Genomic DNA, 23,311 nt, shown 5'->3' on the forward strand with positions numbered 1-23,311 from the left:
ATGTTTTCACATCTACCAAAACCAACTTTAGATCCAATTTTATCTCTTTCTGTCGCTTACCGCGGCGATCCTCGTACTGACAAAGTCGATTTGGGCATTGGCGTTTACAAAAACGACCAAGGCGAAACACCGATCATGAAAGCCGTTTCTATGGCTCAAGACATTGTTGTCGATACTCAGAAAACCAAAGCTTACGTTGGCCTAGCAGGCTGTGAAGAGTTTAACCAGAGTATGGTTGATCTGCTGCTTAAAGGGACTTCAGCAATGGATCGTGTTGCTGCGATTCAAACACCAGGTGCAAGTGGCGCACTTCGTATGTTGGGCGACTTGATGAAAGTCTCTCAACCAGACACCACGGTTTGGATTTCAAACCCAAGCTACGTTAACCATAAACCGGTGATGGAAGCGGCGGGCTTAAAAGTTCGATACTACAACTACTTCAGTCCGGAAACGAAGCAAGTTGATACTGCGAAAATGTTGGATGATCTTTCAAAAGCGGGTTCATCAGACGTGGTACTTCTTCACGGTTGTTGCCACAACCCAACGGGTGCTGATATCAACTTTGAAGCGTGGCAGGAAATCACTAAGTTATCGCAAAAGAATGGTTTCTTACCGTTCGTTGATATTGCCTATCAAGGCTTTGGTGACGGCCTAGAAGAAGATGCAAAAGGTCTTCAACATATGGCTAACAACGTAGAAGAGATGCTGATTACTACGTCTTGTTCAAAAAACTTCGGTTTGTACCGTGAAAGAACGGGTGCTGCGATCGTTATCGGTAAGAACAGCGAACACGTTGGCAACGCAAGAGGCAAGCTTCTTACGCTGGCTCGTTCAACTTACACTATGCCGCCTGATCACGGTGCTGCTCTGGTTAAAACAATTCTTCAGAATCAAGAGCTAACGAAGATTTGGAAGCAAGAGTTGAGTGAAATGCAGCAACGTTTGTTAAATCTGCGCCAAAGTTTATGTGATGAATTGCGAAATACTTACAACACGTCACACTTTGACTTCATTGAAAGCCATAAAGGTATGTTTAGTGTACTAGGCTTTAAAGAAACTCAAATGAATCAATTACGTGAAGAATATGGAGTCTATGGTGTTGGTGATGGACGCATCAATATTGCAGGCCTTTCTGAATCCCATATTCCTTATGTAGCTAAAGCGATAGCTAACGTTTCGAAATAGAAGGTGACTGAATGTATAATTGGAAAGCGATTGTAGTCTTAATGCTAAGTGGTGGCCTGTTTGCTTGTTCGACGACGACTCAAGTTCCTGTCGAGCCAGAGCAAAAGCCTCAAGTAGAACAACCCGTTGTGGATGACTCTTCAAAGACTGAAGCAACTGAAGGCGAGAAAGTAACGGAACCTACAGAGAAGCCTGAAGAAGTAAAACCAACTGAGCCAGAAGTTAAACCTGAGCCAGTTGAAAAGCCACCAGCAAAACCGTTAAAAACGGATGATGGAAAACTGATTCTTGGCGAAGAAGAGTGGGTGTTTGTTCCTGGTTTGAAAGAAGCATTTAAAGCTCGTATTGATACAGGCGCAACAACATCTTCGATCAGTGCTGTAGATATCGTTGATTTTGAGCGTGATGGAAAAGACTGGGTTAAGTTTAAAATTGAGCATGACGGTATCACAACCAAAGAGATCAGTTTACCGGTAGAGCGTTGGGTTAAGATCAAGCAGTCGAGCGCGGAAGGCACACAGCGACGTGCTGTTGTCGTCGCTTCAATTCAAATCGGCGATCTGAAAGACAAAACTGAGTTTACGCTAGCAGACCGAACGCATCTTTCTTTCCCTATTCTATTGGGTAGAAGCTTCTTTAGAGATGTTGCGGTAGTGGATGTAAGTCAAAAGTACGTTCAAAAGAAAATTACTAAATAACGGTTCTTCTCATAATCAAGGCTTTTAGACTTGAAGAGAGATAGCTTTAACAGAACACTTTAGTGTCGATAAATAGAATCCCCGTCAGTTCAACTGGCGGGGATTTTTCTATTTACACGTTAATAACGTATGAAAAGCATCTAAATGGTCTATGTTTACCATTCGTTTACGGTTTGGCCTCGACAACGTGATCGAGATCTCTATATAATCCGCGCTTCGATTTTTGTTTAATCCATACTTTCGTACTTCTTATTTAGGTTCTTGAAATAGCCTAATAATTATCTGTCAGTACACGCTTAGGAATTAGTTCTTTGATATCTACCGCGAACATCACAATGCAATTTGGCGCAGAGCCGCTGTTTGAAAACATCTCTGCTAAATTTGGTAACGGCAACCGCTATGGTTTGATCGGCGCCAATGGTTGCGGCAAGTCAACGTTCATGAAAATCCTAAGTGGTGCATTAACGCCAAGCTCGGGCAACGTTTCTATCACTCCAGGAGAGAAACTGGGTGTGCTAAGCCAAGATCAGTTCGCTTTTGAACAATACAGCGTTATCGACGTTGTGATCATGGGTGACAGAAAACTGTGGGAAGTAAAACAAGAACGTGACCGTATTTACTCTTTGCCAGAAATGAGCGAAGACGATGGCATGAAAGTCGCTGAACTTGAAAGTGAATTCGCTGAAATGGATGGCTACACAGCAGAAAGCCGTGCAGGTGACATCCTAATTCAAGCGGGTATCGAAGAAGAGTTCCATTTCGGCCTGATGCAGCAAGTTGCTCCAGGTTGGAAACTGCGTGTGCTTCTGGCACAGGCTCTATTTGCAAACCCAGATATTCTGCTTCTTGATGAACCAACCAACAACTTGGACATTCATACGATCAACTGGCTTGCTGAAGAGCTAAACCAGCGTAAATGTACAATGATCATCATTTCGCATGATAGACACTTCCTGAACTCTGTGTGTACGCACATGGCTGATATCGACTACGGTGAGCTACGTGTTTACCCTGGTAACTACGAGTACTTCCTAGAAGCTTCTGGTTTGATTCGCGAGCAACTTCTAGCAAACAACGCTAAGAAAGCGGCTGAAATTAGCGAACTTCAAGATTTCGTTAACCGTTTTGGCGCAAATGCATCTAAAGCGAAGCAAGCAAGTTCACGTGCTAAGAAAATGGACAAAATCACGCTTGATGAAGTGAAATCATCGAGCCGTATGAGCCCATCAATTGATTTTGGTGAAGGCAAGAAATTACACCGTCAAGCGCTTGAACTTAAAGAGCTTGGTCACGGCTTCGATGGCGAAACACTGTTTGCTGGTGGTAACTTGCTGCTTGAAGCGGGTACACGCCTTGCTGTTATTGGTGAGAACGGTGTGGGTAAAACCACGCTGCTACGTTGCCTAGTTCAAGAACTAGAGCAAAACGAAGGTATCGTTAAATGGTCTGAAAACGCATCGGTAGGCTACTGCCCACAAGATAGCACGACTGACTTTGACAACGACCTGAGCATCTTCGATTGGATCTCTCAATGGCGCACAGTGAAGCACGATGACCTTATGGTACGTGGCATTCTAGGTCGTCTATTGTTTACTGCTGATGACGCGAACAAGAAAGCGCGTAACTGTTCAGGTGGTGAGAAGAACCGTCTGTTATTCGGCAAGCTAATGATGCAAGACATCAACGTGCTTGTAATGGACGAACCAACGAACCACATGGACATGGAAGCAATTCAAGCGCTTAACGATGCGTTGAAGGTTTACACTGGCACACTTATCTTCGTAAGCCATGACCGTGAGTTCGTTTCTTCTTTGGCGACACACGTTATTGATGTGAAAGACAAGCAACTGGTTAGTTTCCAAGGTACTTATGAAGAGTACTTAGATCATCAGAAAAAGATGCTGATGGTTGCTCTATAGATGCAAATTGCTCGCGAAGCCTTAATGTGGCTAAAGCGAGCGATAACAGCGAATAATAAAAAGCCCCGAGCATGATTGTGCTCGGGGCTTTTTAAATAGTATCTCTGTATCACTACTTAGAAAGGGAATTTAGCTTAAAAGTCGACCCTAGCTTAGAAACAGAACTTAACTAAGGCAACTAATTCAGTTTAGCAGCCGATTCAGTTTAGAAGCCGAATCGAGCAGACATTAAGATTTGGTGGCCATAAGTACCATTGTTCCGCAGATCTACACCAACAGAAAGTTGATCGGTTGAGTGAAAACGAGCACCAAAACCAACAATTGAGTTGCTGTTATCGTTATCAATCAGTTGACCAAGGCGTGCGTTGACTTCAACATTTGCAATGATCCAGGCTTTTACGCCGATATTTACTTCCGTTTTAATGTCGTTTTCATCGTTTCGCTCGATGTTGTGTAATAGCATCTGGCCATAGATATCGGCAAACTGTCCAATCGGACCATTAAAGCCAACACCAGCTGCAGCATCCCAGTCACTTTCGAAACCACTATCAATACGACCGATAAAATGAGCATTTTGAGTAAATAGTGTTGTGAACTCACCACCAAACGTACTAGGGCTAGCCCCCATGCGTAGCTCGAATGTGTTGTAGTTAAAGTTGTTTGCAGACGCAGAGAATGAACACAGTGCAGCTAGTCCTAAAAGGACAGTCTTATTCGTGCAACCTAGCATGGTGACTCCATATAAATTGTATTTTTCGGCAGTATAATACAAAAAAGCCTGCAATATGCAGGCCAATTACTTGAAGTCAGTATGTTTTGTATTTATCGCTTATAGAACTTGGATATGATCCACTTCGATTTCCGGTGTCTTGCCGCCTTCATATTCGCCGAAGATGCGTACTTTAGTATCAGCAGTTAGCGGTTGTGCTAGGCGGATATCATCATCCAATTCGATTTGAATTTCACTCTGCCCATCAGAGAAGACAAATGTATCATTCTTTAGCTGACGAACAATCTTGCCATCTACAATCGCTTCTTGCTCTGCGAACATGCCTGTGTCTGCAAGTAGTGTCGCAACAGAAACGGTTTCAATCGGCCCTGTGTAAGCGATAGCGCTCTCGTGCTTGCTATTGCTGTTGTGGGTATTGCTGCTGTTGTGGTCACTAGCCATTGCGAAAGTAGGGGCAAGGATAATAGTAGATGCGATAGCTAATACAGTTTTTTTCATGGTGAATCCCTTAATGTTGTTTTTAGTAGAAACGTTTTTCTGAATTTGAAACGTTTCTTTTCGTTAGTACGTTTTATTTGTTGATGCGCTGCTTATTGTTCATAAGCTTCGTTTCGATGGAGCCATTAAACAACACCGGGGTTGAATCCAGAGTGAGTAACACATTCATTTTCCATTCATTTTATTGAGCATCTACTCGGCAATGACGTTAAGATGGAGGCAGAGAAATATTGCGTACAGCTATAAATTGAACATTAAGAAATTAAGAAATTAAGGATTTAAGTACAGATGCGATCACCGTTAAACGCCCTTATGGTTCAAGGGACAACGTCAGATGCCGGAAAAAGTGTTTTGGTGGCAGGTTTATGCCGTGTTTTGGCAAGGAAAGGAATCAAAGTGGCACCTTTTAAGCCACAAAACATGGCGTTAAACAGTGCGGTGACAAAAGATGGCGGCGAAATTGGTCGCGCTCAAGCCGTTCAGGCGCAAGCTTGTAACATTGAACCCACTGTTCACATGAATCCGGTATTGCTAAAACCCAATTCAGATACTGGCGCACAAGTGATTCTGCAAGGCCGAGCGATCAGTAACATGGAAGCTACGGGCTATCACGATTACAAGAAAGTGGCGATGGATACCGTTATTGACTCATTTGACCGACTTTCTGACGAATACGAAAGCGTGATGATTGAAGGGGCGGGTAGCCCAGCAGAAATTAACCTCCGCGAAAATGATATTGCGAACATGGGATTTGCTGAAAAGGCGGATATCCCTGTGATCATTGTTGCTGACATTGACCGTGGTGGCGTTTTTGCACACCTCTACGGCACATTAGAGTTGTTATCTGAATCTGAACAAGCTCGCGTAAAAGGCTTTGTGATAAACCGCTTTAGAGGCGATATCGCGCTACTTCAATCTGGACTTGATTGGCTAGAAGAGAAAACCGGCAAGCCAGTGATTGGTGTATTGCCATATCTCCATGGTTTTAACCTAGAAGCGGAAGATGCCATTACCTCAGCTCAAGAGTCTGACGGAGAAGCTAAGCTTAAGGTGGTGGTGCCAGTGCTAACCCGAATCAGCAACCATACGGACTTCGACGCGTTAAGACTTAATCCTTCCATTGATTTACGTTATGTCGGTAAAGGTGAACGTATAAACAATGCAGATTTGATTATCTTGCCGGGTACAAAATCGGTAAGAGCTGATTTGGATTACCTAAAACAACAAGGCTGGGATAAAGATATTCAGCGTCATTTACGCTTGGGCGGCAAAGTGATGGGTATTTGTGGTGGTTACCAGATGCTAGGAAATATCATCCACGATCCAGATGGCGTTGAAGGTGAGCCAGGAAGCAGCGAAGGGTTAGGATATCTCGATACTGAAACGACGCTAACACAACAGAAAACCTTAACAAACATGCGCGGCACCATGACACTTGATGGTAAAACAGCACAAGTAAAAGGGTATGAGATCCACGTAGGTAGGACTGATGTCAAAGAAATAGCATTACCGGTTCAGTTAGAATCAGGCAGCCTTGATGGCGCTGTGAATCAAGATAACTCAATTTTTGGTACTTACCTGCATGGCGTATTCGATAACAGCGATGCGTTGTCGCTTATTTGCGAATGGGCAGGAGCCAACGATGTAACAGCGATTGACCATGAACAGCTTAAAGAGCTGGGTATTAATCGAATCGCTGATGCCATCGAAGAGCATTTAAATCTTGATTTGCTTTGGCCGGAATTAACAATTTAGGTCTGAATTTAAAAGCTTTAGCCTGAATTCAAAAGCTTATGTCTGACTTAATAGCTTCAGTCAGAGTTAAAAGCTTTTAGCTTGCGTTAATAGCTTGAGCTTACGTTAAACCGTTGAGTCTGACTTAAAAGCGAGCTCAAGAACTGAAACGAACAATAGATAAGTGATCACAATGAAAAAGCGAGTCATCCTTTTAACCATCGCCTTAACTTCGGCATTGAGTTCTAGTCATCTTTTGGCTGCGGAAAAGCTACGAGTTTACGCTGCATCGTCGATGACGAATGCGGTTAACTTATTGGTCAAAGAGTTTGAGAAAGATCATTCTGTCGATGTTATTCCAGTCTATGCGAGCACGTCATCTTTGGTACGCCAAATCGAAAGAGGCGCGCCAGCAGACATCTTTATCTCGGCAAACGAAAAATGGATGACGCATTTAGTTGATCGTCAATTGGTTTCTAGTGACAATGTCACAAACTTGTGCGAAAACAAATTGGTGCTGATTTCCCCGAAAGAGACGCCAATATCGTTGGATCTCTCAAACGGTGACCAATGGGCTAAACTACTAACGAATGAAAGACTTGCGGTTGGCAACACCATGTCGGTTCCTGCGGGTATCTATGCGAAAGAAGCGCTAGAAACTTTAGGTGTATGGGACGATGTGAAGACTCGATTGGCACCAAGTAACAATGTTCGTATGGCATTGGCTTTGGTAGAGCGTAGTGAAGCTAAGCTTGGCATTGTCTACAAAACAGATGCGTTGCTTTCTAAAGAAGTGAACCTAGTGTCGACGTTCCCATCAAATTTACATACGCCAATACGTTACCCTGTAGCGAAATTGAGCGATAAAGTCGTCGCAGAAGAGTTTTATACTTTCCTAAATAGCGAAAAAGCGAAGGACACCTTGAACAGTTTTGGATTTGAAGTGCGTTAAATGATGTATTTATCGGAATACGAATACCAAGCCTTAATGCTGAGCTTGAAAGTCGCTGGTTTTGCCATTTTGTGGCTTATTCCTATCGGCATCGGCTTAGCATGGTTGCTTGCTAAGAAACAATTTGTGGGTAAAAGCATTGTAGAAAGTATTGTCCATTTGCCTTTGGTACTTCCACCTGTGGTCATCGGTTATTTGCTGCTAGTGATGATGGGTAGGCAAGGCGTTATTGGCTCTTGGCTTAATGACGTGTTTGGTATCGTATTCAGTTTTAGCTGGAAGGGCGCGGCACTCGCGTGTGTTGTTGTCGCGCTGCCATTGATGGTTCGCTCTATTCGCCTGAGCCTAGAAACCGTAGACAGTAAACTGGAAGAGGCCGCAGCCACATTGGGCGCTTCACCTCTTCGCGTGTTTTTCACCATCACTTTACCTTTAATGATCCCTGGGATCATTACCGGCACCATGCTTTCATTCGCAAGAAGCCTAGGTGAATTTGGTGCGACCATCAGCTTCGTTTCAAATATTCCCGGTGAAACTCAGACCATTCCATTGGCCATGTATACCTTTATTGAAACCCCTGGCGCGGAAATGGAAGCGGCGCGTTTGTGTGTCATTTCAATTGTGATAGCGCTTGGTTCATTAATGCTATCTGAGTGGCTCAACAAAAAGTCAGCAAAACGCTTGGGAGGAAATGCATGAGTGCTTTGATCCTTCAATATCAGCAACAGCTTGGTGAAACCTTTTTCGATATCGACTTAGAACTCCCTAGTAGCGGCATTACGGCGATTTTTGGTCGTTCTGGTGCGGGGAAAACATCCCTCATCAATGCGATCAGTGGCCTTAAACAGCCGGACAAAGGCTTGATCAGCGTATCTGGAACCACTCTGTTTGATAGTCGTAATGGCATTAATTTGCCAACCCACAAACGCAACGTTGGTTATGTGTTCCAAGAATCGCGATTGTTCCCGCACATGAAAGTCGCGGCGAATCTTAAGTACGGCATGAAAGGTGCTGACAAAGCGCACTTTGAGCAAATAGTCTCGCTGTTGTCTTTGGACTCATTGCTTGATCGCTATCCAGCTCGTCTGTCTGGCGGTGAGAAGCAACGTGTGGCAATTGGACGTGCTTTGTTGTCTAAGCCGAGTATTTTGTTGATGGATGAACCATTGGCCTCTCTCGACTTACCTCGTAAGCGTGAAGTGATGCCGTTTCTGGAAAACCTTTCTGAAACAGTGAATATTCCAATCATTTACGTTACGCACAGCCTTAATGAGATCCTACGCTTGGCCAATCACCTTGTGATCATAGAGCAAGGTAAAGTCATTTCGTCGGGTGTGACGGAAGAAGTGTGGGCTTCAAGAGCCATGCAGCCTTGGCAATCATTCTCAGAACAAAGTTCATTGTTTGAGGGGACGCTGGCTGAGCACAATGACGATTACGCACTATCGCGACTGAAGCTTGGTAAATCGACATCGTTGTGGGTTCAGAAGGTGTCGAGCGACATTGGGGCCGCAGTAAGGTTACAAGTTAGGGCAAATGATGTCTCTATCACGCTAGAACAGCCGCAAGGCACTTCGATACGTAATATCCTTCCTGTGACCATTAAAAGCGTAGAGACGCACCAGCAAGGCTCAAATAAGCAGAGTGTTGCGGTAGAGCTGGAGCTAGAGCCTGGTTGTTACTTGTGGGCGACCATAACCTTGTGGGCTCTGGACGAGTTGAGTTTGGAAATCGGTCAGCAAGTCTACGCTCAAATTAAAGGCGTGAGTGTCGCTCAGCGAGATATTGCCGTCACGCACTGATTCAGGCGCGACCTTTGAGGCAATGAGTGAGATAAGTTCGGTCATTGTCTTTTCTATGTTTACTGCTTTTCAGCGGGTTTAACGTTTGTCAGTGATGCTTACTGCTTGTTTGCGATACTTACTGTTTGTCTGCAATATGAATACTTGTCCGCGATATGAATATTGATCTTGATTCCATGAATGGATACATGCGTCATTTTTTTACGGTATAACTGCCAGCTTTACGCCACACTGTATGAGTGTTAAGGCATATTAATTATTTGTAGAATGTCAAAAGCGACACTGACAAGAGCTTCAGTGGCAAAAAACACAAAGATATTGTGAGCGAAGCTCTCAAGCAACGAACAGAAAAAGCTGCAGGCACAAAAAAGCCGCATGTTTTAAATAACATACGGCTTAATCATTAAGTTTTCGTTAAACATTCAACCTAAATTTAGGTGCGATGAATAGCTTAGCGGATGAAAACTTCTTTGAAATCACGCTTCAAGATAGCATCACGGCGCGCTTTCTTGATTTGCTTAGCCATGTCTTTTACACAGTTATGTAAAATTTGGTCAAGCAGTTGAGCTCGGTACTCTTCTTTTTCTTCATCAGACATGCCTTCTGGAAGTTTAAGAGTAGGGAACTCCTCCATCATGTTTACACCAGCGAAAGCTTGGCTAACAGAGATTAGAGCGTGGAATTGCTCAAAGTTGTCTAAAACATTTTGTGCGCTTGCTGGAAGGCTGCTCCAAGTTTCACGCACTGCTTCTTCAGACACCTCATGAATAGAAGTAACCATGTTGTGCATCTCTTTAGGCACTTCATCAAATTCGATAACTTGGCGAAGCTCTGGTGAGATAGTGGTTAAATCGATTTCTTGTACTTCGTTGTTTGTAGCGTCTGACATAGTATTTCTCTTTAAAAAGAAACAATGCTAAAAAGATCTGTAAAAAAGTCAATATAATATAGAGATTAGGGCATGATTTAAGCCCAAATTTGAGCTACTTTGAATATTCAACACTAGATAAAGGTGATGTGATGATAGAAAAGGGATCTTCGATGCGCATATTGCTGGTTGATGATGTTCAACTCGACCGGATGCAACTTGCTATTCGACTTAAGCAATTAGGACATATTGTTGAAGCTGTTGGCAGCGGAAAGGAAGCCCTGAATGTTTATTCTGATTTTGATCCTGAACTCGTATTGCTCGATATCAGTATGCCAGACATGGATGGTTTTGAAGTAGCTAATGAGGTTCGCAGTCGATTCCCTGAATGGGTTCCTATCATCTTTTTGAGTGGTCACGAAGAGCCAGCAATGATCGCTAAGGCGATTGATGCGGGCGGTGACGATTACCTGATTAAGCCAGTTAACAAAGTTGTTTTGAATTCCAAGCTGATCGCAATGCAGCGTATCGCGCACATGCGACGAGAATTAAAGCAGAGTACTGCCAAACTCGAAGAACTCAACATACTCCTACAGCAACAAGCAAACGAAGACGGTCTCACCAAACTGTATAATCGTCGATATATGGACACTAAGCTTGAAGAAAGTATTGCATGGCATGGAAGGCGTAATATACCCATGACAGTCATTTTATTAGATGTAGACTTCTTTAAGCCTTACAACGATAATTACGGGCATATTCAAGGGGATACCTGCTTGCAAGGCCTTGCCACGACCTTAAAGCAACTCTTCGTTCGTGCGGGTGAGTATGTAGGGCGTTATGGCGGTGAAGAGTTTGTTTTGATTCTGAGTGATACCGACAGTGAAACGGCTAAGTTACAAGCTATCCGAGTCAAAGAAGCGCTGCATGAAATGAATTATGCACACGATCATTCAACGGTATCTGATAGGGTGACAGTGTCACAAGGTGTGTTGTCATTTGTACCCGGAGGTGATGAATCTACGGCCTCTATTTACGACAAGGTTGACCAGGCGCTTTATCAAGCAAAGCAAAGTGGTAGAAATACCTTTATACAGCGAACTATTTTGGAGCTTGCACGTTAGTTGGTGAGCTCTTTTAGATAATTGAATTTATACTTCTAATAGCATTGAGCTAGGAAGCCGATTTAGTGATAAAAGAAATGCCACATTCAAAGTTATGCTCTAGGGTTAATATAAATAGGGCAGCCATACTTCCACTGCTTTGTTTTATCTTTCCTACAATAGGTAATGCAAATTCGTTGACAGATGCATTCAGAAAGGACATCGAACGAACATTCGCGACGAGCGTACTGCTTAACGACACCGACGTGTTTACCTTTGGTATTAATAATTTTGATCCAAACAAAGTCTTTAGTTTAGATAACGAAGATATTGGTTCAAAAGACTCTGTAAGTCGCAGAAAAGATATTACTTCAATCAGCCTTCCGTATACGTTTGAACTACCTGAATATATTGAAGATAATCATCAAGATATAACATTGCGTTTGTCTGCACTGCGTATTGAGAAGGACATTTCGTACGCGTCTACGGTGAAAAGCGATTTTCAAAAAGAATCAGTCATTTCTGGCTATGTAGAATTTGCGAATGTATCCCAATTAGATGAGCACTGGAGTTTCAGTTCTGCTATTGGTAACCACATCTCTTATTACCGTAACGACTTCGAATATCGTTCATCATTGCTTGAGACTATTAAAGATCAATTGGATAACGTTTATCTCAATACCGATGCATGGGCTTACATCATTGAACCTAAAATTAAAATGACCTTTGAAGACAAGAATGACTGGGGAAAATACAAGTTAAGTACTAGTTGGCATTACTTCAATGGTATAGGTTGGGGAGAGGCTAATAATGGCAACGTTGGATATCCCGAAGGTTGGTATATCGCCAATGAAGCCAAGATTTTCTATGACTTAATACGCTGGGATAAGAACATTACTTCTATGTACTCCAGTATAAGAAGAATTGATATCGGTGGTGATACCGTTGCTTCTATGGGTACAACGTCATACTACGAAGGCAGTGTAGGTTGGCTACTCAACCCAAATCTATTTAACGACTGGGTTGATAATGTTGGAATTGGGTTTACGATCAATTACGGAAGTAGTCTGAAAGGAGGGAGCTTAGTTATCTTCTTCAACCAAGATTAATCTCACTCTAGTCTAGTTATCGACACTTACGTTTAGCTATCAACACACAGCTTGTTTCGGCCGGTTTCTTTCGCTTTGTAGAGTGCCTTGTCAGCAAGCTTCAATACTTCTTCAGGATGCTTGGTGGTTGTGCTATCAGACAGTCCAATACTTACCGTCACGTTTACCACTTCCGATGGTTTCCCGTTCTGACCACGATTTTTGATACCCACTTCATGGTCATCAGGGCGCTCGAGGCTATTTCGAATGGTCATGTCGTAGTTTTGGATCTCTGAAATCAGAACTTGAAGGTGCTCTTTCACCTGTTCCGTGTATTTGCCTTTAAAAATAATCGTGAACTCTTCTCCACCATAGCGATACGCTTTCGCACCACCGGTGGTTTCTCTAAGAATACGAGCCACCAGTTTCAGCACATCGTCGCCAATGTCGTGGCCATAGGTATCGTTAAATTTCTTGAAGTGGTCGATATCAACCATAGCCATCGAATATTTACGACCTAAGTGCTTCATATCGACTTCTAAGGCGTGTCGACCTGGGATGTTAGTCAGTTGGTCATTAAACGCCATATCGTGGCTAGCAGACATCACATAGACGATGATCAACGTGCCTGATAAGGAGAACATAGTGCTAGAGATGTACTGCACGTCAAAGAAGATGAACGTACAAGAAGACAGCAAGATAGTGCTATAAACGACAACATCAATAGAACGGTTGTACACCAGCACTAGGATGGCTGTAAGGCCAAGCAAGCAAAGGCTATACAACACCAAAACAAAAGGCAGTTTGGAGAAGTCTCTAACAATGAACAGTAGGCCTTCACTCCATGATTCAAAACCGCCAGCATGGAAATGAGAAACGATCAATTGCGCCCAAACCATAAACAGCACGAGAACGATGGCGTAGAGGAGCATCGACTTTGAATTGACACCGTTATCCGGGAAGGCATACACCAATAAGCAAGTAACCGGTACTAATGCCGCAAGTAACGACAGCTCTAATAAGGTGGTTCCGGTGTTTAAAGGGGTCTGTAAGCGAACTTGGATGATCAAATAGGCTACTAGCATGGTTAATGACACCATGGCCATGCGCCCTTGTCTGAATGTATGGCATAGCAAAACGGCAACGCTCAATAAGATATATGGAAGGTTGCTAGCAAACCCTAGGTTTGAATCCGTCACAAGAATGACGTTGTTCATACCAGCGAGTAAAATTGCCAATAAAAATAGAGGGAAGCAAAATCGAAACATGCTCGACGTTACAAAAGAAGATGCCATTTACGTGGTGAGCCTAATTATACTGATGATCTTATAATTTAATTTTATACGTAGGATACGGTTAAACAAGCGAATGCCAAGCTTTTTACTTAAATTAGAGCAAAAACATAGTCATAGGCCGCTAATAGTGCAACCATTTTTATATGTATTTGAGTTGCTATTAACCATAGAACCAACTACACAGTATATATGAGAAATTAATTAGTCGTTATAGTTAGTTAACATGCAGTTAGTAAATCTGTAGTAATGAGTAGGGTATAGTAAGGTAACAATATGTAGGTCGTTGCCAATCAGGCTAGAACTCGATCTGTCGTGATAGCTACAAATGGAGGTGTGGTATGCAAATTAGTGTTGATGTTCACAACTATATGGAAACGCTGGTGGGTCAGGTCTTGGCTACCGAGGAGTATGTGTCTAGTTATAACAACGAACAGTTGGCTGATCTCGCGTGTTTGGCTTTAGGTCAACTTAAGCCCATCTATATTCGTTTCGATATCGATTTTCTTTCGGCATTGCCAGAAGACAAATTGGTACTCTATAAACGAAATAGTGAGATCGCGGTCAAGAATGCAGAAAGTATGATCATTGACGATAGAAGACGCGAACGTGACGACAATGTGCCCGTTATCTTTAGTCAACACAATTTTGATGATGACGTAGAATTGCAGTGGTATGAAAAGCCATTGTTGAACCGTAAACAGTCGTGATAGTTTAGGGTTAATACGGTCATTTAAGGAGTAAAAAACGTGGGATTCTTTTCTAGATTATTTGGTGGCAAAGAAAAAACCGAACAAAAAGTAGAGATTGAGCCAGTCGAATATAAAGGTTTCAATATCTATCAAGATGCCATTGCAGAATCTGGTCAATACCGTGTTGCTGGGCGAATCGAGAAAGAATTCGACGGTGAAATCAAAACTCATCGTTTTATTCGTTCAGATGTTGTTTCAAACAAACAAGATGCCGATGAATTGATGCTAAAAAAATCGCAGATGTTCATCGACCAAATGGGCGACAATATATTTAGCTAACCAAATAGGGTTAGAATTGATGTTGGTCATAATTTAGAGAGCTTTCAGTGTATATGCTGAAAGCTCTTTTTAGTTTTAGGGACAAAGAACAGCTAGTAAGTTGTTATTTAAAGGATTATTTGCAAGTGGTTTGACCTCTTAGTTCGAGACGGTCGTCATTTCTTCAAATGAAGCGCTCAAATTCCATCCAAATCGTTATAAGTAATAACTTTTCCTGTTCTTTGAACAAAACGCTTGAAGTATTAGTTGTCGTTAGATACAAACGAATAAGTCATTCGTGCCAATAGTCAAGGAATCGCTATGCAAATTGGTGTACCAAGAGAAACACTCGCAGGTGAAACGCGAGTCGCTGCTTCGCCGAAATCGGTAGAACAGCTTCTAAAATTAGGGTTTGAAGTTTGTGTTGAATCACAAGCAGGTGCGTTAGCAAGTTTTGAAGATGCAGCTTATGAACAAGCTGGAGCAAAAGTTGTTACTGCAGACGAAGCTTGGAAATCCGATATTATCTTTAAAGTTAACGCTCCGATCGTTGACGAGTCTAAAAACGAAATCGATCTACTTAAAGATGGCGCAACATTGGTCAGCTTTATTTGGCCTGCTCAAAATCCAGAATTAATGGAACAATTGTCCACTCGTAGCATCAACGTGATGGCGATGGATTCTGTTCCACGAATTTCGAGAGCTCAGGCGCTAGATGCATTGAGTTCTATGGCAAACATCGCCGGTTATCGTGCCGTTGTTGAAGCGGCACATGAGTTTGGTCGATTCTTCACGGGTCAAATTACGGCGGCAGGTAAAGTTCCACCAGCGAAAGTATTGGTTGCTGGTGCGGGTGTTGCTGGCCTAGCGGCGATTGGTGCTGCAGGTAGTTTGGGTGCGATCGTTCGTTCGTTCGATGTTCGTCCTGAAGTAAAAGAGCAAGTCGAATCTATGGGCGCTGAATTCTTGGAAGTTGATTTCAAGGAAGATACCAGCGCGGGTGATGGCTACGCAAAAGAGATGTCTGAAGCATTCAACAAGAAAGCGGAAGAGCTTTATGCGGCTCAAGCAAAAGACGTCGATATCATTATTACAACGGCACTGATCCCAGGTCGCCCGGCACCTAAACTGATTACCAAAGAAATGGTAGACAGCATGAGTGCAGGTAGCGTCATTGTGGATCTTGCCGCTGCGAATGGCGGTAACTGTGAATACACGGTTGCAGATCAAGTGATCACAACCGCTAATGGCGTGAAAGTGGTAGGTTACACCGATATGGTTGGTCGACTGCCGACTCAATCATCTCAGCTATACGCGACTAACTTAGTTAACCTGCTGAAACTGCTTTGCAAAGAGAAAGATGGCAACATCAATATCGACTTTGAAGATGTCGTCTTACGTGGCGTAACGGTGGTTAAAGAGGGCGAAGTGACTTGGCCAGCTCCACCAATTCAAGTTTCTGCTCAACCACAACAACAAGCTAAGCCTAAAGCGGTGAGACCTGAACCAAAAGTTCAAGAACCTGTCTCTCCAATTAAGAAAGTGGCGGGTATGGCGGTTGCTGTTGGTGCTTTCGCTTGGATAGCTTCGGTTGCTCCTGCTGCGTTCTTATCTCACTTTACCGTTTTTGTTCTCGCTTGTGTGGTGGGTTATTACGTAGTTTGGAATGTAAGCCATTCTCTGCATACACCTCTGATGTCCGTAACTAACGCGATTTCAGGGATCATTGTAGTAGGCGCACTGTTACAGATAGGACAAGGAAGTGGCGTCGTCACATTCTTATCATTTATTGCCGTATTAATTGCAAGTATCAATATCTTTGGTGGCTTTACCGTGACCAAACGTATGCTTGAAATGTTCCGTAAAGACTAAGGAGTAACAGATGTCTGAAGGATTAGTACAAGCAGCTTATATTGTTGCTGCTGTATTCTTTATAATGAGCTTGGCCGGGTTATCGAAACAGGAATCTGCACGTGCAGGTAACTATTACGGTATTACGGGTATGGCAATCGCGTTGATCGCGACGATCTTTGGCCCTCATTCTGCAGGAATTGTGTGGATCATCATTGCTATGGTGATCGGTGGTGGTATTGGTATCCACTTCGCGAAGAAAGTAGAAATGACCGAAATGCCAGAGCTGGTGGCAATTCTGCACAGCTTCGTAGGTATGGCGGCGGTACTTGTTGGTTACAACAGCTACATTGATGCACCAGAAGCGGCAACGCATGCAGAGCACGTTATCCACTTAGTGGAAGTGTTCCTAGGCGTGTTTATCGGTGCGGTAACCTTCACCGGTTCTATTGTTGCATTTGGTAAGCTTCGCGGCGTTATCTCTTCGTCGGCACTGAACATCCCTCATAAGCATAAGTGGAACCTAGCGGCTATCGTTGCTTCTACATTGCTCATGATTATGTTCGTTAAAGCTGACGGCAGTATGTTCGCATTAATGGTGATGACTCTTATCGCATTCGCATTCGGTTACCACCTAGTGGCATCGATTGGCGGCGCAGATATGCCAGTGGTTGTTTCTATGCTGAACTCATACTCTGGTTGGGCAGCAGCGGCAGCAGGCTTCATGCTTGCGAACGATCTGCTTATCGTAACTGGTGCGTTAGTCGGTTCATCAGGTGCGATTCTGTCTTACATCATGTGTAAGGCGATGAACCGTTCGTTCATTAGTGTTATCGCTGGTGGATTCGGCCAAGACGTCGTTGTGTCTGATGGCGATGAAGAGCAGGGTGAACACCGCGAAACATCAGCTGAAGATGTGGCAGACATGTTGAAAAACTCTAAGTCAGTGATCATCACTCCAGGGTACGGCATGGCAGTAGCTCAAGCTCAATACCCAGTGCATGAAATCACTGACAAGCTAAGAGCGCAGGGTATCAAAGTTCGATTTGGTATCCACCCAGTTGCTGGTAGGTTACCGGGTCACATGAATGTACTGCTTGCTGAAGCAAAAGTACCTTACGATATCGTTCTTGAAATGGACGAAATCAATGATGACTTCGATGAGACAGATACTGTATTGGTTATTGGTGCAAATGACACCGTGAACCCTGCAGCACTTGAAGATCCAAACAGCCCAATAGCTGGTATGCCAGTACTTGAAGTTTGGAATGCTCAGAATGTTATCGTGTTCAAACGTTCGATGAACACAGGTTACGCCGGTGTGCAAAACCCACTGTTCTTCAAAGAGAATACGCAGATGTTGTTTGGTGATGCTAAACAGAGTTGTTTAGGCATTCTAGAACATCTATAGAAAGCACTTTCTAATCTCTTGCTAAGAAGTTTTCTAATAGTTTTCTAAGAGTTTTCTGAGGGGTTTTCTAATAGTTTTCTAAGTGTTTTCTAAGCACCATGTAATAATCAGACTAGGAGCTCATTTGAGCTCCTTTTTTTGATCCTCAGAACTAGTCTTAATCCAAGCCCACAACAAACAGGGCAAGGAAACCCATTCGAATGATGGCTGGATTCATCAATCAGCTAGCGAGTACGCCTGTGCAACACAATCCTAATATGATGGAATTTATCGCTATAACTCACCATTCCCACTGTTTTTCATGCGGTTAAAAATTTATCTTTGATAGCGAATGGTATATATTTGTTTGATCTATATGAATTTGCGTTGGTTTGTGATCATCAAAAGAACATTTACTCTTCTTATCGCGACGTTATCTGTGTCTGCAAACGCGCTTGCTGACTCTTTACCTGAGCGTATCGATAATTTCACCAAACTCTTTGATCATGAAACCGCAATCGAATCTTATGATATTCGATTGTTGCAGGCTGATTATCCAACACGTTTGATCATGCCGTCTTCTATGCTGCCACAAACCGCAGAGTACCCATTAAAAGACATACAGCGCTTATACCAGTTATCAAAAACCTGTAGCGGGAAATTACCGTTAAGCCCGTTGATCACTGAACCATTGGTCTTTACTCGTGCAATGTGTAAAGGAACGAAGCTTTCTGATCGTTGGTTTAGCCGTAGTGGCTTGATTCACCCTGGTGGTGGTTCTTATGCGGCGCGATACGTAGAGAAGTATCCTGACAAGTTCGACTCTTTGAAACGCTTTATGCATATTCAAGAGCGTCCAAACACTGAACATGATGAACTGTTATCTCGTTTACAAAATATGGACAGTGAGGCCATCACGGCACTGTTAGCCGGTTCGAGCATGTTTGTCGAGCTTGACGAAATGTGGGTAAAACGCGGCGACAGATATTACCTGTACAAAGAATCAGACTGGAATGAAAACGCGACACTTGCCGGCTTATCGTTCAGTTTATCTTCAGAAGGCAAAAGCTGTTTTGTTCAGCGCGGTAATGTATGTTGGGAGATAGAAGATCATTCAGAGCTTCTGCAAGTCGCTATGTTTATCTTGGTGCTCGCCAACATCATGCTTGTTTTGGGGTGGGCGGTTTACCGTTGGAACAGTAAGAAACAAGAGATGAAGAGCCGCATGCTGGTGCTTCAAATCCTAACGCACGAATTAAGAACGCCGATTGCAAGTTTGTCATTGACGGTTGAAGGGTTCAGACGTGAGTTCGAACACTTACCAGAATCGGTATATGATGAGTTTCGTAGGCTGTGTGAAGATACACGCCGTTTAAGACAGTTGGCAGAAGCAAGTAAAGACTATTTGCAATCAGACAACCAACCGCTCGCAACAGAGTGGGTACCAAGCGTAGAAGAGTGGCTTCAATACAAAGTTGAAGAAGAATTTGCACCGGGCATTGAACTCCGTGTAAACAAAGATATTGCTGCAAAAATAAACGTATATTGGTTAGGAACGTGCATCGACAACCTGATCAGGAACGCCGTGAAATACGGTGTCGCACCAGTGATACTAGAACTGAATACTTCTGACAAGAAGCTGACATTCAAAGTTATAGATAATGGAGACTTGTCCCGCAAAGATTGGGGGCAACTAAGAAAGCCATTCGTAAGTAAGAGTGGACTCGGTTTAGGTCTGACGATAGTGGAATCTATGGTCGGAAAAATGGGCGGTCACATGACGCTTATAGGCCCCCCAACAACATTTATTTTGGAGATACCTTGTGAAACAGACATTGCTTCTCGTTGAAGATGATAAAAATTTAGCTGACGGTTTATTAGTTAGCCTTGAGCAAGCTGGATATGAATGTTTGCATGCAGAACTGATCTCTGAAGTTGAAGGCTACTGGGAACAAGCGGACCTAGTGATTCTAGACCGTCAACTTCCTGATGGTGACTCAGTAGATTCACTTCCAGGTTGGAAAAAAAAGAAAGACATCCCAGTTATTTTGCTAACGGCTCTCGTAACAGTAAAAGACAAAGTTGCGGGCCTAGACTCAGGTGCAAACGACTACCTAACTAAGCCTTTCGCTGAAGCTGAATTGTTTGCTCGAATTCGCGCGCAGTTACGCCTGCCTGATGCTGAAGATCAAGACGCATCAAAAGTGATGGCTCAAAATCTGGTTATCGATAAAGCGACACGTGAAGTGTTTTTCAATGAACTGGAAGTCACGTTAACGCGTACTGAGTTCGACCTGCTGCTATTTTTGGCAAGCAACCTTGGCCGTGTTTTCACACGTGATGAGCTGCTTGACCATGTATGGGGTTACAACCACTTCCCAACAACACGTACGGTAGACACGCACGTTCTGCAACTAAGACAGAAACTGCCGGGTCTAGAAATCGAAACGCTGCGTGGCGTTGGTTACAAGATGAAAGCGTAATGAAAAAAGCCTTACTTCCACTATTAATGTTGTCTTGCGTGGTGAATACCGCGCAAGCTGCAGATTGGTTTAAGAGTAGCGATACTCTAACTCAAGTTCATAAACATCTGTTGGATAATGACTTACCTCAGATGTTTGATTCACTAGTGGAAGTTTGGCAAATCAACTCTTCTCAATCACGAGAAGATCACCTCAATGAGCTGTTCGATCAAGCATTGAACAAAGATTGTGGTAAAACCCTCACCAGAAAAACACTCCCAGATTGGATCAGTTCAGTCGTCGTTAAAAGACACATCATTCAAAGCCCTGGCCGAGATACTTTTCGCGTATCGATTGATGTTGAATCCGAAAACAACATTCAAGATATTACCTTCGAGAAATGGGTCGATAAGATTGTTTCATCGGACAGTGAGCTAACCAAAGACAGTGAAGTGGTAAACAACGCATCGGTGAGCCTATACCGCAAGCGTTACAATTTAGCATCTCAACTTGAGTCAGGCCTGTATCGTTTAAGTGTGAAAGGCGATGGCGGTAATTCATGGAGTACTTGGATTATTCTTGGTGACGTTGCTTTTCGTCAGCAAGTTCGTTGGGCATCAAAAGACACGTGGCGCATCGATAAAAAAGAACTGCTGAACCCTTATTGTCCGCTTCCTAAGCTCGAAATTGGTTTGTACGATTACGTCGATGAACACTATGAGCAGGTGTGGGGCAAGAGCTATGAATCTGATTATCCAATGAACCTCACTGGCGAAGAACTTCCAAATGATCGCTATGTTTTGGCGGTTTCAATGGTGCATTCACGCTGGCAAGGTGACATAGCGATAGAACAAGCACAAACTATCAGTAAAACTTATGATATTTCTAGCGAAGAAGAGTTAAAGTAATTTAGAATTGAGCCGTTAACTATGTAAGGGATCTAACAAAGATAAACGGCATGAAAAATACGACTAAACTACTCGCAGCATCAATTGCATTCGCCAGTCTTCCTCTTTCAGCAGCAAACTACGCCATTGAAGCGCGTGGTGATGCGATGGGTGGTGTTGGTGTTGTTTCAGCAAACTTCCTAACCGCTCCATTCTATAACCCAGCACTTGTTGCCATTTATCGTCGTAACGATGATATGGGAATGATCACGCCAAGTTTTGGTGGTAGCTATAACGACCCCAACGACATGAAATCGAACATCGATGCAGTGCTTGATGCTTCAGGCAGTGATATTACAGATGGATTGAAGAAGCTTGATGGTAATCAAGCGAACTTTGACTTAGGTGGCGTCGTAGCTTTTGCACTGCCTAATCAATTTGTCGCTGCGAATATATTTGGTAAAGCGTACACTGAAAGTTTTGTAACACCAGATGTGTATACGGCAGGAAGTGACGCGGATAATTTGCAGCGTTCGGCAGTAGAAGCGGTTTCAATTGGAGTCGCTGAAGTTGGTATATCCTTAGCGAAGTATCAAACTTTTATGGGGCAGCACTTATCATTTGGCATCTCACCAAAACTCCAGCGTATCTACACGTACAATTATGTTGCGTCGGTAAACGACTATGACTTATCTGACGTACGTGAAAATGGTGATGGTGACACGACGTTTAACGTTGATGCTGGCGCACTGTGGTTTTTTGGCCCGTTTAGAGTTGGATTCGCAGCGACTAACTTAATCTCTCGAGACATCGAGACAAAAGACTCTACAAAAGAAATCGTTCCCGGACATTCAGTTGGGGGCAAATACGCCTACAAATTAGAGCCTGTTTACACTGTAGGGGCGGGTATCGTTTCTGACTACTTTACGTTGAGTGTTGATTATGATTTGAATGAAGCTGAGAAGTTTACTTCGTTTGCTGATAACGAACAGATGATTCGTGTTGGTACCGAAGTCGATCTTCTGCGTCAGCTTAAGTTAAGGGGAGGGTACTACAAGAACCTAGCTTACTCTGATTCGGAAGGAACAGTCACAGCCGGTATTGGTATCTCGCCACTCAACTTGTTCCAGTTAGATCTAAGTGCAAACTACACAAACGAAAATGCAATGGGTGCTTCAATCAATTTCCTTGCTAGTTACTAACAGTCCTTATATAGTTCTGCTCCTAAATAAAGGAGCAGAGCATGCTAAACGACTTACCAACCCTTTCTCACGAAGAACAACAGAAAGCTGTTGAACGAATTCAAGAAATGATGACTCAGGGCATCAGCACAGCACAAGCTATCAAAATCGTTGCTGAGCAAATTCGTGAAGAAATGAGTAATAAAGAAGAGTAGGGCATCAGCCCTTCTTTTTTAACACCTTAGTGCACTATAACTAAATATATTACCCTCTAGTATATTATCTCGTACATCCGAACTCTTTAGTTACCCTAAAACCCGATCTTCCAAAAATCCTTAAATGCCTTATATTCAGTCAGTTACGTCGGAGTAATCCACTTTTCAGGCTTTCCTTGGCTTTGAGTTGTAATTAAATTACAGCAAGATATGAAAGTAAAACAATTGCCACTTTAGGTGTCAGTATTTATGTCGCTGTGCCTAAGTGGTTCAATATATAGCGTTTTTTAAGGCTAGTAACGTTGTAACTTTTATTTTTAGAGGATACGAGTGCGTGAATGTTCAGAAGCAGACAAATGAGGATTTCATCGAAGAACAGTGCGAGATAAGTGACGACGGTAATGTTCAAAACCGATACCGCGACTGACTAACCACTGGTTAGAGCG

At 43.1% G+C, this 23,311-nt stretch carries 22 protein-coding genes; 18 read left to right on the plus strand and 4 right to left on the minus strand.

Features of this window, described 5'->3' with window-relative positions; all coding sequences use genetic code 11:
- The 3 genes from L3V33_RS02235 to L3V33_RS02245 all read left to right on the plus strand — a co-directional run bounded on the left by L3V33_RS02235 (position 1) and on the right by L3V33_RS02245 (position 3,802).
- Positions 1-1,185, plus strand: a complete 1,185-nt coding sequence (locus L3V33_RS02235) for an amino acid aminotransferase (RefSeq protein ID WP_237288872.1) — start codon at positions 1-3, stop codon at positions 1,183-1,185.
- A gap of 11 nt (positions 1,186-1,196) precedes the next feature.
- Positions 1,197-1,883 (plus strand): RimK/LysX family protein, encoded by a 687-nt coding sequence (locus L3V33_RS02240; protein WP_054546836.1) that lies wholly within the window; start codon positions 1,197-1,199, stop codon positions 1,881-1,883.
- A 311-nt stretch (positions 1,884-2,194) separates the two neighbouring features.
- Positions 2,195-3,802 carry an ABC-F family ATPase gene (locus L3V33_RS02245; protein WP_171328635.1) on the plus strand — a complete coding sequence of 536 codons (1,608 nt, stop codon included), beginning with the start codon at positions 2,195-2,197 and terminating at the stop codon, positions 3,800-3,802.
- A gap of 205 nt (positions 3,803-4,007) precedes the next feature.
- On the opposite strand, the gene L3V33_RS02250 is transcribed toward L3V33_RS02245, so the two are convergent.
- A complete protein-coding gene (locus tag L3V33_RS02250) occupies positions 4,008-4,532 on the minus strand; it encodes a hypothetical protein (RefSeq protein ID WP_017087055.1) in 525 nt (174 codons plus the stop codon).
- Positions 4,533-4,631: 99 nt separating this feature from the next.
- The gene (locus tag L3V33_RS02255; protein ID WP_237288873.1) at positions 4,632-5,030 is read right to left on the minus strand and encodes a NirD/YgiW/YdeI family stress tolerance protein; all 399 of its coding nucleotides are present in this window, start codon (positions 5,028-5,030) and stop codon (positions 4,632-4,634) included.
- Positions 5,031-5,318: 288 nt separating this feature from the next.
- On the opposite strand from L3V33_RS02255, the gene L3V33_RS02260 reads away from it, so the two are divergent.
- The 4 genes from L3V33_RS02260 (at position 5,319) to modC (ending at position 9,518) form a co-directional block, all read left to right on the plus strand.
- Positions 5,319-6,785: a cobyric acid synthase gene (locus tag L3V33_RS02260; protein WP_171328630.1), complete on the plus strand. Its 1,467-nt coding sequence runs from the start codon at positions 5,319-5,321 to the stop codon at positions 6,783-6,785.
- 172 nt (positions 6,786-6,957) lie between these two features.
- Positions 6,958-7,716, plus strand: coding sequence for a molybdate ABC transporter substrate-binding protein (modA, locus tag L3V33_RS02265; protein ID WP_237288874.1), 759 nt, complete (start codon positions 6,958-6,960; stop codon positions 7,714-7,716).
- Positions 7,717-8,415 (plus strand): molybdate ABC transporter permease subunit, encoded by a 699-nt coding sequence (gene modB / locus L3V33_RS02270; RefSeq protein WP_004731040.1) that lies wholly within the window; start codon positions 7,717-7,719, stop codon positions 8,413-8,415.
- Positions 8,412-9,518, plus strand: coding sequence for a molybdenum ABC transporter ATP-binding protein ModC (modC, locus tag L3V33_RS02275; RefSeq protein ID WP_004731038.1), 1,107 nt, complete (start codon positions 8,412-8,414; stop codon positions 9,516-9,518). The genes modB and modC overlap by 4 nt, the downstream gene beginning before the upstream one ends.
- 451 nt (positions 9,519-9,969) lie before the next feature.
- Here modC and L3V33_RS02280 read toward each other — a convergent pair whose 3' ends face one another.
- Complete coding sequence (locus L3V33_RS02280; RefSeq protein WP_004731036.1) at positions 9,970-10,407, minus strand: DUF3069 domain-containing protein; 438 nt, start codon at positions 10,405-10,407, stop codon at positions 9,970-9,972.
- Between the two features lie 131 nt (positions 10,408-10,538).
- Between L3V33_RS02280 and L3V33_RS02285 the strand changes: the two genes are divergently transcribed.
- Positions 10,539-11,510 carry a diguanylate cyclase gene (locus L3V33_RS02285; RefSeq protein WP_017073502.1) on the plus strand — a complete coding sequence of 324 codons (972 nt, stop codon included), beginning with the start codon at positions 10,539-10,541 and terminating at the stop codon, positions 11,508-11,510.
- 77 nt (positions 11,511-11,587) lie between these two features.
- On the plus strand, positions 11,588-12,598 hold the full coding sequence (locus L3V33_RS02290) for a Solitary outer membrane autotransporter beta-barrel domain (protein WP_237290158.1): 1,011 nt from the start codon (positions 11,588-11,590) through the stop codon (positions 12,596-12,598).
- A 32-nt stretch (positions 12,599-12,630) separates the two neighbouring features.
- Here L3V33_RS02290 and L3V33_RS02295 read toward each other — a convergent pair whose 3' ends face one another.
- Positions 12,631-13,872 (minus strand): GGDEF domain-containing protein, encoded by a 1,242-nt coding sequence (locus tag L3V33_RS02295; protein ID WP_171308635.1) that lies wholly within the window; start codon positions 13,870-13,872, stop codon positions 12,631-12,633.
- Between the two features lie 338 nt (positions 13,873-14,210).
- On the opposite strand from L3V33_RS02295, the gene L3V33_RS02300 reads away from it, so the two are divergent.
- From L3V33_RS02300 to L3V33_RS02340, 9 genes are all read left to right on the plus strand, one after another.
- Entirely contained in the window at positions 14,211-14,579 is a 369-nt protein-coding gene (locus L3V33_RS02300) for a late competence development ComFB family protein (protein ID WP_004731025.1), read from the plus strand.
- A gap of 39 nt (positions 14,580-14,618) precedes the next feature.
- Positions 14,619-14,900: an HlyU family transcriptional regulator gene (locus L3V33_RS02305; protein ID WP_004731023.1), complete on the plus strand. Its 282-nt coding sequence runs from the start codon at positions 14,619-14,621 to the stop codon at positions 14,898-14,900.
- A gap of 300 nt (positions 14,901-15,200) precedes the next feature.
- A complete protein-coding gene (pntA, locus tag L3V33_RS02310; RefSeq protein WP_237288875.1) occupies positions 15,201-16,751 on the plus strand; it encodes a Re/Si-specific NAD(P)(+) transhydrogenase subunit alpha in 1,551 nt (516 codons plus the stop codon).
- 10 nt (positions 16,752-16,761) lie between these two features.
- Complete coding sequence (gene pntB / locus L3V33_RS02315; protein ID WP_017079246.1) at positions 16,762-18,141, plus strand: Re/Si-specific NAD(P)(+) transhydrogenase subunit beta; 1,380 nt, start codon at positions 16,762-16,764, stop codon at positions 18,139-18,141.
- 355 nt (positions 18,142-18,496) lie between these two features.
- On the plus strand, positions 18,497-19,969 hold the full coding sequence (gene vxrA / locus L3V33_RS02320) for a sensor histidine kinase VxrA (RefSeq protein WP_102462008.1): 1,473 nt from the start codon (positions 18,497-18,499) through the stop codon (positions 19,967-19,969).
- The gene (vxrB, locus tag L3V33_RS02325; protein ID WP_009845363.1) at positions 19,944-20,603 is read left to right on the plus strand and encodes a response regulator transcription factor VxrB; all 660 of its coding nucleotides are present in this window, start codon (positions 19,944-19,946) and stop codon (positions 20,601-20,603) included. The genes vxrA and vxrB overlap by 26 nt, the downstream gene beginning before the upstream one ends.
- On the plus strand, positions 20,603-21,490 hold the full coding sequence (locus L3V33_RS02330) for a DUF2861 family protein (protein WP_017082176.1): 888 nt from the start codon (positions 20,603-20,605) through the stop codon (positions 21,488-21,490). The genes vxrB and L3V33_RS02330 overlap by 1 nt, the downstream gene beginning before the upstream one ends.
- Before the next feature lie 50 nt (positions 21,491-21,540).
- Positions 21,541-22,671, plus strand: coding sequence for a conjugal transfer protein TraF (locus L3V33_RS02335; protein WP_145565385.1), 1,131 nt, complete (start codon positions 21,541-21,543; stop codon positions 22,669-22,671).
- A 41-nt stretch (positions 22,672-22,712) separates the two neighbouring features.
- Positions 22,713-22,865, plus strand: a complete 153-nt coding sequence (locus L3V33_RS02340) for a YoaH family protein (RefSeq protein ID WP_004731009.1) — start codon at positions 22,713-22,715, stop codon at positions 22,863-22,865.
- Positions 22,866-23,311: the final 446 nt, after the last annotated feature.

Origin of the sequence: Vibrio sp. A2-1 (assembly GCF_021728355.1) — a bacterium.
In the GTDB taxonomy this organism is placed as follows: Bacteria; Pseudomonadota; Gammaproteobacteria; order Enterobacterales; family Vibrionaceae; genus Vibrio; species Vibrio splendidus_K.

What these genes read in the sequence shown, in the direction of transcription:
- L3V33_RS02235 (WP_237288872.1), top strand. Translation starts at nt 1, where the DNA reads ATGTTTTCACATCTACCAAAACCAACTTTAGATCCAATTTTATCTCTT.
- L3V33_RS02240 (WP_054546836.1), top strand. Translation starts at nt 1,197, where the DNA reads ATGTATAATTGGAAAGCGATTGTAGTCTTAATGCTAAGTGGTGGCCTG.
- L3V33_RS02250 (WP_017087055.1), bottom strand. Translation starts at nt 4,532, where the DNA reads ATGCTAGGTTGCACGAATAAGACTGTCCTTTTAGGACTAGCTGCACTG.
- L3V33_RS02255 (WP_237288873.1), bottom strand. Translation starts at nt 5,030, where the DNA reads ATGAAAAAAACTGTATTAGCTATCGCATCTACTATTATCCTTGCCCCT.
- L3V33_RS02260 (WP_171328630.1), top strand. Translation starts at nt 5,319, where the DNA reads ATGCGATCACCGTTAAACGCCCTTATGGTTCAAGGGACAACGTCAGAT.
- modA (WP_237288874.1), top strand. Translation starts at nt 6,958, where the DNA reads ATGAAAAAGCGAGTCATCCTTTTAACCATCGCCTTAACTTCGGCATTG.
- modB (WP_004731040.1), top strand. Translation starts at nt 7,717, where the DNA reads ATGATGTATTTATCGGAATACGAATACCAAGCCTTAATGCTGAGCTTG.
- modC (WP_004731038.1), top strand. Translation starts at nt 8,412, where the DNA reads ATGAGTGCTTTGATCCTTCAATATCAGCAACAGCTTGGTGAAACCTTT.
- L3V33_RS02280 (WP_004731036.1), bottom strand. Translation starts at nt 10,407, where the DNA reads ATGTCAGACGCTACAAACAACGAAGTACAAGAAATCGATTTAACCACT.
- L3V33_RS02285 (WP_017073502.1), top strand. Translation starts at nt 10,539, where the DNA reads ATGATAGAAAAGGGATCTTCGATGCGCATATTGCTGGTTGATGATGTT.
- L3V33_RS02290 (WP_237290158.1), top strand. Translation starts at nt 11,588, where the DNA reads ATGCCACATTCAAAGTTATGCTCTAGGGTTAATATAAATAGGGCAGCC.
- L3V33_RS02295 (WP_171308635.1), bottom strand. Translation starts at nt 13,872, where the DNA reads ATGGCATCTTCTTTTGTAACGTCGAGCATGTTTCGATTTTGCTTCCCT.
- L3V33_RS02300 (WP_004731025.1), top strand. Translation starts at nt 14,211, where the DNA reads ATGCAAATTAGTGTTGATGTTCACAACTATATGGAAACGCTGGTGGGT.
- pntA (WP_237288875.1), top strand. Translation starts at nt 15,201, where the DNA reads ATGCAAATTGGTGTACCAAGAGAAACACTCGCAGGTGAAACGCGAGTC.
- pntB (WP_017079246.1), top strand. Translation starts at nt 16,762, where the DNA reads ATGTCTGAAGGATTAGTACAAGCAGCTTATATTGTTGCTGCTGTATTC.
- vxrA (WP_102462008.1), top strand. Translation starts at nt 18,497, where the DNA reads ATGAATTTGCGTTGGTTTGTGATCATCAAAAGAACATTTACTCTTCTT.
- L3V33_RS02330 (WP_017082176.1), top strand. Translation starts at nt 20,603, where the DNA reads ATGAAAAAAGCCTTACTTCCACTATTAATGTTGTCTTGCGTGGTGAAT.
- L3V33_RS02335 (WP_145565385.1), top strand. Translation starts at nt 21,541, where the DNA reads ATGAAAAATACGACTAAACTACTCGCAGCATCAATTGCATTCGCCAGT.
- L3V33_RS02340 (WP_004731009.1), top strand. Translation starts at nt 22,713, where the DNA reads ATGCTAAACGACTTACCAACCCTTTCTCACGAAGAACAACAGAAAGCT.